The 15,456-nt window shown below is 60.4% G+C and carries 13 protein-coding genes; 4 read left to right on the top strand and 9 right to left on the bottom strand.

From position 1 onward, the window contains the following. Nucleotides 1–39: 39 nt before the first annotated feature. The gene (gene metE / locus C7534_RS03430) at nt 40–2,352 is read right to left on the bottom strand and encodes a 5-methyltetrahydropteroyltriglutamate--homocysteine S-methyltransferase (RefSeq protein ID WP_109785012.1); all 2,313 of its coding nucleotides are present in this window, start codon (nt 2,350–2,352) and stop codon (nt 40–42) included. A 108-nt stretch (nt 2,353–2,460) separates the two neighbouring features. Between metE and metR the strand changes: the two genes are divergently transcribed. Beyond that, on the top strand, nt 2,461–3,378 hold the full coding sequence (gene metR / locus C7534_RS03425; RefSeq protein ID WP_109785011.1) for a transcriptional regulator MetR: 918 nt from the start codon (nt 2,461–2,463) through the stop codon (nt 3,376–3,378). A gap of 123 nt (nt 3,379–3,501) precedes the next feature. Here metR and C7534_RS03420 read toward each other — a convergent pair whose 3' ends face one another. The 5 genes from C7534_RS03420 to C7534_RS03400 form a co-directional block, all read right to left on the bottom strand. Continuing rightward, nucleotides 3,502–3,999: a GNAT family N-acetyltransferase gene (locus C7534_RS03420; protein ID WP_046026566.1), complete on the bottom strand. Its 498-nt coding sequence runs from the start codon at nt 3,997–3,999 to the stop codon at nt 3,502–3,504. Between the two features lie 2 nt (nt 4,000–4,001). After that, entirely contained in the window at nt 4,002–4,640 is a 639-nt protein-coding gene (locus tag C7534_RS03415) for a LysE family translocator (protein WP_046026567.1), read from the bottom strand. A 24-nt stretch (nt 4,641–4,664) separates the two neighbouring features. After that, the gene (locus C7534_RS03410; RefSeq protein ID WP_077431335.1) at nt 4,665–5,099 is read right to left on the bottom strand and encodes an NUDIX hydrolase; all 435 of its coding nucleotides are present in this window, start codon (nt 5,097–5,099) and stop codon (nt 4,665–4,667) included. Between the two features lie 144 nt (nt 5,100–5,243). After that, complete coding sequence (locus C7534_RS03405; protein ID WP_077431334.1) at nt 5,244–6,569, bottom strand: APC family permease; 1,326 nt, start codon at nt 6,567–6,569, stop codon at nt 5,244–5,246. A 155-nt stretch (nt 6,570–6,724) separates the two neighbouring features. Beyond that, nucleotides 6,725–7,546, bottom strand: a complete 822-nt coding sequence (locus C7534_RS03400) for a carbon-nitrogen hydrolase family protein (RefSeq protein WP_109785010.1) — start codon at nt 7,544–7,546, stop codon at nt 6,725–6,727. A 129-nt stretch (nt 7,547–7,675) separates the two neighbouring features. Between C7534_RS03400 and C7534_RS03395 the strand changes: the two genes are divergently transcribed. Further along, nucleotides 7,676–8,476 carry a helix-turn-helix transcriptional regulator gene (locus C7534_RS03395; RefSeq protein ID WP_027922800.1) on the top strand — a complete coding sequence of 267 codons (801 nt, stop codon included), beginning with the start codon at nt 7,676–7,678 and terminating at the stop codon, nt 8,474–8,476. A gap of 149 nt (nt 8,477–8,625) precedes the next feature. Continuing rightward, nucleotides 8,626–10,245, top strand: coding sequence for an FMN-binding glutamate synthase family protein (locus C7534_RS03390; protein ID WP_109785009.1), 1,620 nt, complete (start codon nt 8,626–8,628; stop codon nt 10,243–10,245). A gap of 145 nt (nt 10,246–10,390) precedes the next feature. Here C7534_RS03390 and C7534_RS03385 read toward each other — a convergent pair whose 3' ends face one another. Further along, the gene (locus tag C7534_RS03385) at nt 10,391–10,765 is read right to left on the bottom strand and encodes a GtrA family protein (RefSeq protein WP_109785008.1); all 375 of its coding nucleotides are present in this window, start codon (nt 10,763–10,765) and stop codon (nt 10,391–10,393) included. 128 nt (nt 10,766–10,893) lie between these two features. Then, nucleotides 10,894–12,399 (bottom strand): glucosyltransferase domain-containing protein, encoded by a 1,506-nt coding sequence (locus tag C7534_RS03380; protein WP_109785007.1) that lies wholly within the window; start codon nt 12,397–12,399, stop codon nt 10,894–10,896. 226 nt (nt 12,400–12,625) lie between these two features. Here C7534_RS03380 and C7534_RS03375 point away from each other — a divergent pair, with 226 nt between their 5' ends. Continuing rightward, nucleotides 12,626–13,750 carry an OpgC family protein gene (locus C7534_RS03375; protein WP_109785006.1) on the top strand — a complete coding sequence of 375 codons (1,125 nt, stop codon included), beginning with the start codon at nt 12,626–12,628 and terminating at the stop codon, nt 13,748–13,750. Between the two features lie 54 nt (nt 13,751–13,804). On the opposite strand, the gene C7534_RS03370 is transcribed toward C7534_RS03375, so the two are convergent. Next, nucleotides 13,805–15,226, bottom strand: a complete 1,422-nt coding sequence (locus C7534_RS03370) for an amino acid permease (protein WP_109785005.1) — start codon at nt 15,224–15,226, stop codon at nt 13,805–13,807. Nucleotides 15,227–15,456: the final 230 nt, after the last annotated feature.

The raw sequence follows: 15,456 nt of genomic DNA, 5'->3' as shown, positions 1-15,456 counted from the left end.
TAAAACGGGAGCGGCTGGGCCGCTCCCGTTTCACTGTTTTCAAGCCAATTGGCTGCGCAACTGTCGGGCCGCCGCCACCATGTTCACCAGCGCCGCTTCAGTCTCTGGCCATGCCCGGGTCTTCAAGCCGCAATCGGGGTTCACCCACAAGCGCTCGGCTGGAATGCGCTTCACGGCTTTGCTCATCAACTTGACCATCTCGGCGGTGTCCGGCACCCGTGGCGAGTGGATATCGTACACACCCGGCCCGATGTCGTTCGGGTAGTCGAAGGCTTCGAAGGCCTCCAGCAGTTCCATGTCCGAACGCGAAGTTTCGATGGTGATCACGTCGGCGTCCATGTCGGCGATGGCCTTGATCACGTCATTGAATTCGCTGTAGCACATGTGAGTGTGGATCTGCGTTTCATCGCGCACACCCGATGCACTCAAGCGGAACGCTTCGACCGCCCAATCCAGATAGTCCTGCCATTGCGCGCGGCGCAGGGGCAAGCCTTCACGGAACGCGGCTTCGTCGATCTGCACGATCTTGATGCCGGCGGTTTCAAGGTCCACCACTTCGTCCCGCAGGGCCAGCGCTAACTGCTGCGCCTGGACTTTGCGCGACACGTCTTCACGGGGGAACGACCACATCAACATGGTCACGGGACCGGTGAGCATGCCTTTCATGACCTTGTCGGTCAGGCTCTGTGCGTAGGAGATCCAGTCGACCGTCATCGCGTTCGGGCGGCTCAGGTCGCCGTAGATGATCGCCGGTTTGACGCAGCGCGAGCCGTAGCTCTGGACCCAGCCGAAACGAGTGAACAGGTAGCCGTCCAGTTGCTCGGCGAAGTACTCGACCATGTCGTTGCGTTCGGCTTCACCGTGCACCAATACATCCAGGCCCAGGCGCTCCTGCACTTGCACCGCATGGCGGATTTCGCTGTGCATCGCGTCGGTGTAATCGTTGGCCGACAGCCTGCCTTGCTTGAACGCCTGACGGGCCAGACGGATCGCGCCGGTCTGCGGGAACGAGCCGATAGTGGTGGTCGGGAATGTCGGTAGTTTCAGGCGAGCGCGTTGCTGTTCGACGCGTTGGGCAAACGGCGAATGGCGCTGGCTGTCCGCAACGCCAATGGCAGCGATACGCGCCTGTACGGCGGCTTTGTGGATACGCGGCGACTCGGCACGACTGGCCGCAATTGCGCGGCTCTGGGCCAGCGCCGCTTGCACGCTGGGCGATTGCGGGTCGTTGAGGGCATCACGCAGCACGGCGATTTCGCCACACTTCTGCACGGCAAACGCCAACCAGCTTTTCAGTTCCGGGTCGAGTTTGTCTTCGCGGCGCAGATCCACCGGGCTGTGCAGCAACGAGCACGAACTGCTGACCCACAGGTTGTCGCCAAAACGCTCTTGCGCCGGTTGCAGCTGAGCCAGCGCCTGCTCCAGTTCGCAGCGCCAGACGTTGCGACCGTTGACCAGACCGACCGAGAGAATCTTGTAGGTCGGCAGGCGATCCAGCACTTGGCCCAGTTGATCCGGCGCACGCACGGCGTCGATGTGCAGACCTTGCACCGGCAGGCCGACGGCCAGGCCGAGGTTGTCTTCCAGGCCGCTGAAGTAGGTCGCCACGAGTTTTTTCAGCGGCGAATATTGAAGGATGTGGTAAGCGCGTTCGAACGCATTTTTCCAGGCTTGCGGCAGGTCGAGGGTCAGGATCGGCTCGTCGATCTGCACCCATTCCACACCTTGTGCGGCGAGGCGCCCGAGGATTTCGTTGTACACCGGCAGCAGGCGTTCCAGCAGGTCGAGTTTGTCGAAGTCATTGCCTTTGGCCTTGCCCAGCCATAGGTATGTCAACGGGCCGATGATCACCGGTTTGACGGTGTGACCGAGGGCCTTGGCTTCGTCCACTTCGTCGAACAACTGCTCCCAGTTCAGTTTGAATTGTTGGTCAGCGCTGAATTCCGGGACCAGGTAGTGATAGTTGGTATCGAACCATTTGGTCAGTTCCTGGGCGTATTGCGCGGTGCTGTGTTCGCCGCCGCAGCAACTGGCCGTGGCGCCACGGGCCATAGCGAACAAGGTGTCGAGGGTCGGCAGGCCGGCGGCATCCTTGGTGCTGTCGAAACGCTCGGGGATCACACCGAAGGTCAGCGAATGGGTCAGCACCTGGTCGTACCAGGCGAAATCGCCCACGGGCAGCAGGTCGATCCCGGCGCCTTTCTGCAATTGCCAGTGCATGGCACGCAATTGGCGGCCAACGCGGTCCAGGGCAGCCTGATCAATGTCGCCCTTCCAGTAGGATTCGAGGGCTTTTTTCAGTTCACGGTCCGCGCCGATGCGTGGGAAACCAAGTGTGTGGGCCAGAGCCATGATGTATTTCTCCCTGTAAAAGATGGCGCTATTGTCGACAGCCAACCCAACATGAGACAAACTCAACCTTTTCGTGTTGATCACAAGTTTTCCTCATGGAGCCATCCGGTGCTTGAAATCCGTCACCTGAAGACCCTGCACGCCTTGCGCGAAGCCGACAGCCTGGTCGATGCCGCCGACCGCCTGCACCTGACGCAGTCGGCCCTGTCCCACCAGTTCAAGGAACTGGAAGAGCGCATGGGCATGCAGTTGTTCGTGCGCAAGACCAAACCGGTGCGCTTCACCAGCGCCGGTTTGCGCCTGCTGCAACTGGCCGACGCCACCCTGCCGTTGCTGCGCGGTGCCGAACGCGATATCGCACGATTGGCCGGTGGCACTGCCGGGCGGCTGCACATGGCGATCGAGTGCCACAGTTGCTTCCAGTGGCTGATGCCGACCATCGACCAGTTCCGCGATGCGTGGCCAGAAGTCGAGTTGGATCTGGCGTCGGGGTTTGCCTTTGCGCCTTTGCCGGCGCTGGCGCGCGGTGACCTGGACCTGGTGGTGACCTCTGACCCACTGGACATCGCCGGGATTACCTACGTGCCGCTGTTCACCTATGAAGCCATGCTCGCGGTGGCCAACCAGCATCGGTTGGCGAGCAAGGCCTACATCGTTCCGGAAGATCTGCTGAGCGAAACCCTGATCACCTACCCGGTGGAGCGTGATCGACTGGACATCTTCACGCGTTTCCTCGAACCGGCCGACATCGAACCGGCGCAGGTCCGCACCTCGGAACTGTCGGTGATGATGATGCAACTGGTGGCCAGCGGACGCGGCGTGTGCGGCATGCCGCACTGGGCGCTGCACGAATACAGCTCACGGGGTTACGTGAAGGCCAAGCGGCTGGGCGAGAAAGGCTTGTTTGCGACGCTGTACGCAGGGATCCGCGCGGACATGCTGGATGCGCCGTACATGCGTGATTTCTTGCTGACGGCCAAGGACACGTCGTTCTCGACGCTGGATGGCGTCAGCGCCGTTCGCTAGGAACACATAGCCCTTGTAGGAGCCGGGCTTGCCCGCGATGGCGATTTTCCAGTCAATGTCTGCGGCGACTGACACACCGCCATCGCGGGCAAGCCCGGCTCCTACAAGATCTGTCGGTGGGGTTTAGAGTTCACGCCACATATGGATCTTGTCGAAGTAATCCTCACCCACGCGCACGGCCATGGGTTCGAGGCCGAACTGGATGAAGCCGCAACGGCTGTACAAGTTGAACGCGGTGTCGTTGCCGGCGGTGACGGTCAGTTTGATCAGCCTCAAGCCCTGATGCTTGCCCGCCTCGGCCAACGCTGCCTGCACCAGTTGCTGCCCCACCCCGCGCTGGCGGAGGGTGCCCGAGACGTACATGCCAAACAGCGTCGCCTTGTGCCGGGCCTTTTCCCGCGCCTCGAACGCCAGCCCGACGATGCCCGCCAGCCGCCCTTCTACAAACGCCCCGAGCACCACATCCAGTTTGCTGGTCAGGCGCCCTTCCCACCCACTCAGCGGCATCGCGGCGCGCTCGCGCACGCTGGAGGTGAACGCCTGCGGATGCCGGTCGTAGGCTTCGAGCATCAGTTCCCGATAGGCCAGGGCATGACTGGCGTCCAGCCGCTCAATCCACATGTTCAAACCGTCCTGCGTTGCTCAAGCATCAGCCGCACCGCCAGCGTCGCCAACACAAAACTCATGAAATAACGCTGCACCGCCAGCCAGGTCGGGTTGTTGACGAACCACGAGGCGATGCCGGCCGCGAACAACGCGATCAGTAGATTGACGCAGAAGCTGACACTGATCTGCGTCAGGCCAAGGATAAGGCTTTGGCTGAACACCGAGCCGTGTTCAGGGTTGATGAACTGTGGAAACACCGACAGGTAAAACACCGCAATCTTGGGGTTCAACGCGCTGGTGAGAAAACCCATGGTGACCAGTTTGCGTGACGAGTCCGGCGGCAACTGCTGCGCCTCGAACGGTGAACGCGCGCCGGGTTTGACCGCCTGCCAGGCCAGCCACACCAGGTACAACGCCCCGGCCCATTTCAAGACTTCGTAGGCCATCGGCACGGCCAGGAACACCGCGGTCAAACCGGCCGCGGCGGCGAACAAGTGGACAAAGAACCCCGCGACCACGCCCAACAATGACGTCACGCCCGCCTTGCGCCCCTGGCAGATTGAACGGGAAATCAGGTAGATCATGTTCGGCCCCGGTGTCAGCACCATCAGCAATGCGGCGGCGGCGAAAATCAGCAAATCTTGAAGCGGGATCATGGGCAGTCCTTCGTCCGTAATTGATCAGGCAGGTTCGGTCAGCGAAGCTCGATAAAACGGCAGGATCAGGTCGCGTGTCAATGGCGCCAGCGTGATATCACCGTCGGTGGTCGGGTCAATCCAGATCACTTCTTCGATTTCGGCGGCGGGGGTGACGTCCTCCTCGATGGCCAGCCGAAAAAGTTCGGCCTCTACGACAAAACCCGGCTCGTTGGCGGCCGGTGCCGAGAATTTCCCGAGGTAGCTGGCGTGCGACGGATCGATGACTAACCCCAGCTCTTCTTCCAGCTCGCGGGCCAAGGCGTGAACCGGCTGCTCATGGGCTTCGATCTTGCCGCCCGGTTGCATAAAGGCCTGGGTGCCGCGCTTGCGCACCAGCAATGTGCGGCCGTCGGGGCCGATCAACAGGGCGGCGGCGATGCGGATGATGCGTGGCGTATCAGCGGATGGACGGGTCATGGATCGGAATTGGCCTTGGGAAAAAGCCGCAAGGTTCACATAAGTGTCGGTGCTTCGTCACGGGGAAAAATATCTGCAACTCACTGCCGAACCTTTGTGGGAGCGAGCTCGCTCCCACAGGGTTCTGTACTGCAAGCCGATTGCTTATGTAGCTTCCTGGAAATCCATCTCCGGTGGCTGGCGACGGAAACCGCCGGTCAGCACCGCCAGGTACACCACGCCAATCGCCAGCCAGCTCAGGCCCAGGTAAATCGCCAGGTGGTCGAGGCTGACCATCAGCCACAAGTCCGCCACCAGACCGATGAACGGGAACACCAGGAACAGCACCAGCTCACGCGGGCCTTTTTTCTCGCCGCCGATCCAGTAGTGAAAAATCACCGACAGGTTGACCAGGCTGAAGGCGAGGAACGCGCCGAAGTTGATGAACGAGGTCGAGGTGGTGACGTCCAGTTTCAGCGCCAGCAAAGCAACGACCGCGCACAACAGGATGCTGTTGACCGGGGTGCCGAATCGTTCGTGCAAGGTGCCAAAGAACGATTTTGGCAGCACACCGTCACGGCCCATGGCGAACAACAGACGCGAGCCACTGGCCTGTGCCGAAAGGCCCGAGGCGAACTGGCCGACGATCAGGCCGATCAGGAAGATCGACACAAACAGGTCGCCGCCGATGTTGCGGGCAATCTCGTAGGCGGCCGAGTCAACGTTGTCGAACTGGAACGAGGGATGCGCGATCTGCACGAAGTACGAGACGCTGACGAAGATCAGCCCGCCGACCAGGGTAATCAGCATGATTGCCCGAGGGATGGTGCGGCGCGGGTCGCGGGTTTCTTCGGTCAGGGTGCTGACCGCGTCGAAGCCCAGGAACGAGTAACAGGCGATGGCTGCGCCGCTCATGATCAGCGGCATTTGCATGTCGCCGTTGAAGAACGGTTTGATCGACCACAACGGTGTGCTTGCATCGCCCCCCACGTAATGGATGCACAGCGCAACAAAGGCGATCAGTACCAGCGCCTGCACCAGCATCAGCAAGGCGTTGACGCCGTTGGCCAGTTTCAGGCCGACGATGTTGATCGCGCTGGTGATGCCGATGAACGCCAACACCCACAGCCATTGCGGCACTGCGGGGAAGGCAGAGTTGAGGTAGGCGGCGCCGATCAGCCAGATCGCCATTGGCAGGAACAGGTAATCGAGCAACACCGCCCAACCGGCGATGAAACCGAGCTTGGGGCTGATGGCTTTGCGTACGTAGCTATAAGCCGAGCCCGCGACAGGGAACGCCGAGGCCATTCGGCCGTAGCTCATGGCGGTGAAGAACATCGCCACCAAGGCCGCCAGGTACGCGGCCGGCACCATGCCTGCGGTGGATTGAGCGAGGATGCCAAAGGTGCCGAGCACAATGATCGGCGTCATGTAGGCAATGCCAAACAGCACCACCGACCCCAATGAAAGGGTGCGTTGCAAACGAGCCATGAGCGACTACTCCGAATTTATTAGATTTATGGCAGAGCCGAGTGATCGTTCCCACGCTCTGCGTGGGAATGCAGCCGGGGACGCTCCGCGTCCCAAAAGCGGACGCAGAGCGTCCGTTGATTCATTCCCACGCAGAGCGTGGGAACGATCGGTGGTCAGTTTTTAGGAATCAGCAGCTCCCGAATCCCGGAAGCGTGCTCAACCATCTCCCCCGGCAGTTTCAACCGCTGATCGTCCAGATACCGGTAGTCCTTGCGTGCCGCGTCCAACCGGTTGAAATCCAGCTCAACCGTAAACCGGCCTTCATCCCGTCCGGCCTCGAACAACAGCGTGCCCAGCGGATCCACCAGCGCACTGCCGCCCGCGAACATCAACCCGTCATCGCCCGCTTCCACCCGGTTGACCATCAGCGCAAACGCCTGGTTTTCCTGGGCGCGGGCCATGATCGCGGTGCGGTGCGTCGAGCCGTAGGGGTCCATGTTGCCGTTGGTGACGATCAGCAGTTCGGCGCCCAGTTGCGCGAGGGCGCGGGCGGTTTCCGGGAATTCGATGTCGTAGCAAATCAGCAGGCCGACCCGCACACCGTTCCACTCGCACGTGGCGTAACGGTCGCCCGGTTCGAACACACCGCGATCCGAGGCCCACAAATGCGTCTTGCGGTATTTCAACGCGATGCCTTCGGGGGTAATCAGCAGTGTGGTGTTGTAGAACCGGCCGTTGTCGTTCTCGGCCATGCCGATCACCACGGCGATGTTGCGTTCGCGGGCAGCGGTCAGCACGGCATTGACGGTCGGGCCGTTCAGCGGTTCAGCGGTGCGGGCCACGGTGTCGGCGGTCGGGAAGCCCATCAGGTGGGTTTCCGGGAAGACAATCAGTTGTGTGTCGGCGGCGCAGGCTGCAATCGCCGCCAAGGCGCGTTCGAGGTTATACGCTGTGCCGTTGTCACGGCCCGCCAACTGGGCGAGTTCGACTTTCATGGGTATTCCTTGTTCTGGAGTACGCCGGGCGGCAGAAAGATTGCCCGGTCGGTGACTGTGCGCCAGTATGCGCAGCAAGCCACCGGCCGGGGAATCACGCCGCTGGGGTAACCCGATAGGGGTAGAGGCATGACACTTTCGCTGGACGACATCGCGTGGCATCGCTCGGTCGGGCAACTGATCGACGCGCTGGACAAGCCTAATTTCTGGACGCAGCTGGTGCGGTTGCTGGATCAGTACGTGACCTTCGACAGCTGGGTGGCCCTGCTTTTCAGCGCCGACCAGCACCCGCAAGTATTCGCCGAATGCCCTGGCGAGGACGGCAGCCCTGACCAGTTGTTTCAGGATTACCTGCGCGGTTTGTACCTGCTCGACCCGTTCTACATCGCCTGCCGCGAGCAATCGCGCACCGGTCTCTATCGCTTGTCGGAAGTGGCGCCGGAGCACTTTGAGCTGACCGAGTATTACCAGCGCTACTTTCGTCTGAATGTGGTCGCCGATGAAATCCAGTTCAATTGCCAGCTCGAAGGCGACCGCACGTTGTGCCTGTCACTGGGCAGCAAGCAGCGCTTCAGCGGCCAGCAGATCGCCTTGCTGTCGCTGATCCAGCCGTGGGTGCTGGGCCTGTTGCGTCAGCGCCTGCCCTACGAAATCAACGAGGTCGTGGCCCTTGCGCCGTCGCCACCGCAACCTGACTGGCGCGTGCAACTGGAAGCGTCGGTGCAGCAGCTCAAAGGCGCGCAACTGACCGCGCGCGAGCTCGACGTCGGGCGTTTGATGCTCAGCGGTTGCTCCAGCAAAGAAATCGCCCGTAAGCTGGAAATCTCCGTCGAAACCGTGAAAGTCCATAAGAAACACATGTACAGCAAGCTGGGAATCAAGTCCCAGTCCGAGCTGTTTTCGATTTTTCTCCAGGCCCAAAACGCCTGACACACCGCAACCCTGTAGGAGCAAAGCGTGCTCGCGATGGCGGTCTTCCGGTCAAAAATTCCGTTGTCTGACACGACGTCATCGCGAGCAAGCTCGGCTCCTACAGGGATCTCTGTGGCCACAACCGAGTCCGAACCCAAGGAAACCGTATGAGCCTGTCACTCCTGAGCCGCTACGCCTTCTTTGCCGCTTGCGTGATCTTCACCCTCGCCAGCCTGCCCTTCTTGCAATACGACTGGCTCTGGCCGATCACCGCCGTCACCGGCGTACTCAGCCTGATCGGCCTGTTCGATCTGCTGCAAAGCCCTCACGCGGTACGCCGCAACTACCCGATCCTGGGCAACATTCGTTATCTGGTGGAAGGCATTCGCCCGGAAATCCGCCAGTACCTGCTCGAATCCGACAGCGACGCCCTGCCCTTCTCCCGTGCCCAACGTTCGCTGGTCTATTCGCGGGCCAAAAATGAAAGCGCCGACAAACCCTTCGGCACGCTGATCGATGTGTACCAATCGGGCTTCGAATTCATCGGCCACTCGATGCGCCCAGCGCCGTTGAGTGATCCTGGCGGTTTTCGGGTGATGGTCGGCGGTCCGCAGTGCACCCAGCCGTACTCGGCCTCGGTGTTCAACATCTCGGCGATGAGTTTCGGCTCGCTCAGCGCCAACGCGATTCGCGCGCTGAACCAGGGCGCCAAACTCGGTAACTTCGCCCATGACACGGGCGAAGGCAGCATCAGCGCGTACCACCGCGAAAACGGCGGCGACCTGACCTGGGAGCTCGGCAGCGGCTACTTCGGCTGCCGCACCGCCGACGGTCGTTTCGACCCGGAACGCTTCGCCGCCCAGGCACAAACGCCGCAAGTGCGCATGATCGAAATCAAGATGAGCCAGGGCGCCAAGCCCGGCCACGGCGGGATTCTGCCCAAGCACAAAGTCACCCAGGAAATCGCCGAAACCCGCGGCATCCTGATGGGCGAAGACTGCATCTCGCCGTCGCGGCACAGTGCGTTTTCCACACCGATTGAACTGATGCATTTCATCCAGCAACTGCGTGAGTTGTCAGGCGGCAAACCGGTGGGTTTCAAGTTCTGCCTCGGCCACCCGTGGGAATTCATGGGCATCGCCAAGGCCATGCTGGAAACCGGCATCCTCCCGGACTTCATCGTCGTCGACGGCAAGGAAGGGGGCACCGGTGCTGCGCCAGTGGAGTTCACCGACCACATCGGCGTGCCGATGCGCGAAGGCCTGCTGTTCGTGCACAACACGCTGGTGGGCCTGAACCTGCGGGACAAAATCAAACTGGGGGCCAGCGGCAAGATCGTCAGCGCCTTTGACATCGCCAGCGTGCTGGCCATCGGCGCCGACTGGGCCAACTCGGCACGCGGCTTCATGTTCGCCATCGGCTGCATCCAGTCGCAAAGCTGCCACACCAACAAATGCCCGACCGGCGTCGCCACCCAGGACACCTTGCGTCAACGCGCCCTCGTCGTTCCGGACAAAGCCCAGCGCGTGTTCAACTTCCACCGCAACACGCTCAAGGCCCTGGCTGAAATGCTCGCGGCGGCGGGCCTCGATCACCCTTCACAACTGTCAGCCAAACACTTGGTGCGGCGCATGTCGGCGACCGAGATCAAATTGTTCTCGCAGTTGCATGTGTTCTTGAAGCCTGGCGAGTTACTCACCGGTGAAGTGAATGGCGAGTTTTACTCGCGGATGTGGCAGATGGCGCGGGCGGACAGTTTTGAGCCGAATGAGGAAGTTGCGGCATAAACATCGGTTGAAAACAGCCACAGGAGGCGCCGGTCGAAGATTTCACACCAGACGGCCGGCGTGGTGATGGCGTGAAGTCTCGCGAATAACGCGATCGCCACCACCACATACAGCGCTGCGACCTCCCCAGAGCAGCGCGAAACCATCATGCTTCGCGCTCGCGGAACAAGATAAATCGCGAAAAGAAAAACCCGCAGAACAGACTCAACAGCGAGAACGATGCGACGGTTACCAAGCCGTGGAGTTTCCAGACATCGGCATAGTGCCCGACCACAAAACTCGCTACGCCCATGCAGCAGACATACGACAGATAACGACGTACCGACGCTCCGGCTTCAAATGTGTACAGCGCGTGCACATAAAAGGAGAACGTTGCCGCGACACAGAACGCCGTAACGTTGCTGGCGGCCTGACTCCATTCGGCGGCGGTGGTGAGGATGTAAAACAGCTGCCAATGAATCAGCGTATTGGCCACGCCAACTACCGCATAGGTGGAGAATTCTTTCCATACAGCTTTCATGTCCATTCCGTGGTCCGCTCTCGGTTTCAGAAGTGCTTCAACCTAATGTCAGGGCGGGTGTGCGTCTACTGTCAGAAATAGCAGGTACCGCGGTATTCCTGATTAACGGTCATGCCCAATGGCTTCATTCACCACTGAAGCGTTTTCACGGGCACCGGCTCTTTCATGACGATAAAGCCGTAATCCCCCAGCAGATAAATGCGATAGAACTGGCTGTCCACCAGCGGCGGATACCCCTGGTAACCGACTCGTGTCGCATTGCGCCGTTCCTTTTCCCTGACCACGTTGGTGATGCCGGTTTTCGGCAGGTTTTCCGCGAGCATGTAAAAGTCGGTGTTAAGCAAATAATGCAAAACCGGCATCTGTTTGAACGACCCGGCAGCGGCCACCAACCAGTGATCCGAATAACTCACCGACAGGTAAATGCGCTTGGCATCGCGCAATGCGGGGCGCGAGGCAATGTCGGCACTCAGGGCATACAACGCGTTGGTCGCGAAGGTTTTTTGCAGGGTCAGCACGCGCCCGTAGGCGAAGGACAGCGAGAGCATCGCCAGCAGCGGGATGAGCAACAGCAGTGGCAGTTTTCCATGCCACGACGCCAGCGCCCGATGACTCAGGTAGAACAGCACCACCAGCACGACGCCAAAACCCATCAAGGTTCGGGCGCCTTCATTGAAGTCTCGAAAAAACAATGAAGCACCGGGCACCAGTAACATCAGGACCGGCAGCATCATCAGACACGTCAACCCTATCAGCGCCTTGTGCAGCCCCGTGTCCTGCCGCGCCAGCACACCCTGCCCCACGCACACACCTCCGGCGATGGCGCACAGCAACAGCGCGGCGAACACCCAGGTAAAACCGCCATGAAACAACAGCACGATTTTTTCCAGCACCCGGCCCGCATTGATTTCAACTTGCAGCAGCGGTGCCGCCGCCCCCTTCAATATCGCGGTGCGGTTTTGACTCATGTAAGCAAAAGCCGTGGCGCCGTAGATCAATCCGGCCAACAGCACCTGCGCGACTTTCCAGCCGAGCAATCGGCACCACGCCGGCCACGATAATCGCTCGGTTACCCCGCGCAGCAGCTCCAGGCAACAGAGCCCGAGAAACACATTGATGCTGGCCTGATAAAGGCCGATGGCCAATGCAATCAGCACGGCCGGAACGATCAATCGCTGGACGCGCGAGGGGCTTTGAAACGTGATCGCGTAGATCACCGCCACCACACTCAGCGCCATGGTCGGACCGTCGTATTGGTACGACAGGTTTTGCAGGAAAAACGGGTTGTACCAAAGCGGCAGAACGACCAGGCAATGAGCAACCGTCGGTACGGGAAAGTAATGGAACGTCAGACGGGTCAGGGCCGCACTCATGGCCAGGGTGGCGATCAAAAGCGGCAACGGGAAGATATTGGGTGCGGCATCGCTGAAGCTCAGCAGGTTGTAGAACCATTGTGCGAAGAGACGGCCCTCCTGCGACCAGCCCATGCCGGCGGCCAGGCCACGCCAGTTGTCATCGATGTAGGGGAAATCCGCGAGGATAAACGGCAGGACATACAGCAGCGTCGCAAGCACAAACAGCAACCAGACCTGACGGCCTCCACGTTCTTTGTCGAGCCAATCGCTGATGCTCATGTCGGCGCCTCAAGGGAATTCCGCCTACAACCACTAAAGCTTTGAACCCGACGATAACCAGAGATCGCACCGCTGCCGGGCTTTTAGACAGGCGGTTGAGACATCTCGTAATACCCACACTTTGCAATTGCCGACGAATGCCTGCACCCTGCGCGCCGCCGATGTGCGGCGCACGACCTAGTGGCGCCGCCCGCCCCCTTCAACACCCGTTCAAGAGCCCGCAGCCATGACGACTGAACGCGATCACCGAATCGACTTTTTCCGTGGCCTGGCACTGATCTTCATTTTCTGGGATCACGTGCCCCACAACCCCTTGGGTCAAATCACCTTGCGCAACGTAGGCTTCAGCGATGCCGCGGAAATCTTTGTATTTCTGGCAGGCTACGCAGCGGTGCTGGCCTACGGCAAGATCCTTGCGCGTGACGGTTACCTGATTGCCTGTGTGAAAATCCTGCGCCGCGCCTGGGTGTTGTATGTGGTGCATATTTTCCTGCTGGCGATGCTGATGGGCATCGTGTTCTTCGCCAACAGCCATGTGGAAACCCGCGATCTGGTCGAGGAAATGGGCCTGCACCACTTCATCTCCAACCCTCAACAAGCGTTGACCGATGAGTTGCTGCTGCGCTTCAAACCGAACCTGATGGACCCGTTGCCGCTGTACATCGTGCTACTGGCCGGGTTGCCCCTGGTGCTGCCGTTGCTGGTACGCAAGGCGTCGGCAGTGGTGGCGGTGTCGTTGACTGTTTACCTGTTGGCGCCGTCATTCGGCTGGAACCTGGCCGCGATCAAGGACGGCGTGTGGTATTTCAACCCGGTCACCTGGCAACTGCTGTTTGTGCTCGGTGGTGCGGCGGCGATTCACGGGCAAAGGTCACGACTGCCCGAGACGCGTGCGCTGTCGCGCCAGCCGTTATTTGTCTGTGCAGCCATTTACGTAGTGTTTGCCGGGGTGATCACCGTTTCCTGGCGCTGGCCGCATATCCACGACGCGGTGATGCCAACCCTGTTGAGCAACTGGCTGTACCCGATCAGCAAGACCGACCTGTCGCCGGTGCGATTACTGCACTTTCTGGCACTGGCCTATGTCACGGCGAAACTGCTGCCAGACACGGGCTGGACACAAAACTGGCTGGCACAGCAATGCTGTCGCATGGGGCGCTATTCGCTGGAAGTGTTCTGCCTCGGCGTGTTGCTGGCGCCGCTGGCGGATATGGTCAACGCCATGACCGACGACGCGTTTGCCATGCAAATCTTCACCGCACTGGTCGGGGCGGGGTTGATGGGGTTGTTGGGGGTCTGGCTGGAATTCAATAAGCGCCTGAACCGCTCACTGCACGTCGCGGCAGCCTGAAACGAAAAAGCCCCGGTCAATTGACCGGGGCTTTTGCATTTCAAGCGTTACGCCTTACGACGCCGAACGCACCGCACCTTGCGTTGCCTGGGTCGGTTGCAGCTTGAACACATAGAACAACACCGTCAGCAGCACCAGGAACGCAGGGCCGACATACAGTGCCACGCGGGTGTCCGGGAAGTAGGCCATCAGGCCGACCACCAACACCAGGAACGCCAGCGCCAGGTACGAACTGACCGGGTACAGCCACATCTTGTACGTGAGGCCGGCACACTCGCTGGCGCTCAGGCCTTTGCGGAACTTGAGCTGAGCCAACAGGATCATCACCCAGGTCCAGATCGCGCCGAAGGTGGCAATCGCGGTGACCCAGACGAAGACCTTCTCCGGCGCCACGTAGTTGAGCAACACGCCCAACAGCAACGCGCCCATCGATAACAGCAAGGCGCGGCGAGGTACGCCGTTGCTCGACGTCTTGGCGAAACCGGCCGGGGCCTGGCCATTCTGCGCCAGGCTGTAGAGCATGCGCCCGGTGCTGAAAATGCCGCCGTTACAGGACGACAGCGCAGCGGTGATCACCACGAAATTGATGATACCGGCGGCGGTCTTGATGCCCAGGCGCTCGAACGTCATCACAAACGGACTGCCCTGGGTGCCGATTTCGTTCCATGGGTAGATCGACAGGATCACGAACAGCGCGCCGACGTAGAACAGCAGAATCCGCCAGAACACCGAGCCAATGGCATCCGGGATGGTCTTGCGCGGGTTCTTGGCTTCACCGGCGGTCAGGCCGATCATCTCGACGCCCAGGTAGGCGAACATGACCATCTGCAGCGACATCAACACGCCTTGCACGCCATTGGGCATGAAACCGCCGTGGGCCCAGAGATTGGAAATCCCCAGCGCGACGCCATCGTTGCCGAACCCGAAAGCGATGATGCCGATACCACCGACCACCATGGCAATGATGGTGACGATCTTGATCAGGGCGAACCAGAACTCGAACTCACCGAAGGCCTTGACCGCGATCAGGTTGATGGTGCCCATGCTGATCAACGCCGACAGCGCCCAGATCCAGCGCGGCACATCGGGGAACCAGACCCCCATGTACACCGCCACCGCTGTGATTTCCGCGACGCAGGTCACCAGCCACAAGAACCAATAGTTCCAGCCGGTAAGGAAGCCCGCCAAGGGGCCGAGATAGTCTTGGGCATAACGGCTGAACGAGCCGGCGACCGGGTTGTGCACGGCCATTTCGCCCAGGGCACGCATGATCACCAGGATCGCCAGACCGCCAATGATGTAGGACAGCATGATGGCGGGACCGGCCATTTCGATGGCCTTGGCCGACCCCAGGAACAGGCCGACGCCGATACAGGCACCGAGTGCCATCAAGCGAATATGCCGTTCGCCGAGTTCGCGTTTAAGCGGGCCGCCTTGAGCGGTCTCGCCGTTGGGCAGGTGATTGCCGACAGGCATAGGGGACATCCTCGTCTTGTTATTGGATTTAGCCACTGAGTGTCGAAGCGCTGACCGATAAGCCATTGCTTGCCTGAAACCGGTCTACTTCGTGAGCAGGACCGTCCTGTAGGACAAAACCTCGAGGATCAGCGGGACGTGCAGTATAAAAAGCATCGATCAGGTTTTTTCACTCTATAAATCACAATATGCAGCCATAAGTCTCGGCAAAATAGCGATTTATAGAGAGG

Source organism: Pseudomonas sp. OV226 (genome assembly GCF_003148705.1).
GTDB lineage: Bacteria > Pseudomonadota > Gammaproteobacteria > Pseudomonadales > Pseudomonadaceae > Aquipseudomonas.
Note: the sequence above shows the minus strand (reverse complement) of the source record. Positions and strands in the feature narration are given on the sequence as shown.

Bases quoted from the DNA above. Each gene is read 5' to 3' on its own strand.
- metE (WP_109785012.1), bottom strand. From the start codon at position 2,352: ATGGCTCTGGCCCACACACTTGGTTTCCCACGCATCGGCGCGGACCGT.
- C7534_RS03420 (WP_046026566.1), bottom strand. From the start codon at position 3,999: ATGTGGATTGAGCGGCTGGACGCCAGTCATGCCCTGGCCTATCGGGAA.
- C7534_RS03415 (WP_046026567.1), bottom strand. From the start codon at position 4,640: ATGATCCCGCTTCAAGATTTGCTGATTTTCGCCGCCGCCGCATTGCTG.
- C7534_RS03410 (WP_077431335.1), bottom strand. From the start codon at position 5,099: ATGACCCGTCCATCCGCTGATACGCCACGCATCATCCGCATCGCCGCC.
- C7534_RS03405 (WP_077431334.1), bottom strand. From the start codon at position 6,569: ATGGCTCGTTTGCAACGCACCCTTTCATTGGGGTCGGTGGTGCTGTTT.
- C7534_RS03400 (WP_109785010.1), bottom strand. From the start codon at position 7,546: ATGAAAGTCGAACTCGCCCAGTTGGCGGGCCGTGACAACGGCACAGCG.
- C7534_RS03395 (WP_027922800.1), top strand. From the start codon at position 7,676: ATGACACTTTCGCTGGACGACATCGCGTGGCATCGCTCGGTCGGGCAA.
- C7534_RS03390 (WP_109785009.1), top strand. From the start codon at position 8,626: ATGAGCCTGTCACTCCTGAGCCGCTACGCCTTCTTTGCCGCTTGCGTG.
- C7534_RS03385 (WP_109785008.1), bottom strand. From the start codon at position 10,765: ATGAAAGCTGTATGGAAAGAATTCTCCACCTATGCGGTAGTTGGCGTG.
- C7534_RS03380 (WP_109785007.1), bottom strand. From the start codon at position 12,399: ATGAGCATCAGCGATTGGCTCGACAAAGAACGTGGAGGCCGTCAGGTC.
- C7534_RS03375 (WP_109785006.1), top strand. From the start codon at position 12,626: ATGACGACTGAACGCGATCACCGAATCGACTTTTTCCGTGGCCTGGCA.
- C7534_RS03370 (WP_109785005.1), bottom strand. From the start codon at position 15,226: ATGCCTGTCGGCAATCACCTGCCCAACGGCGAGACCGCTCAAGGCGGC.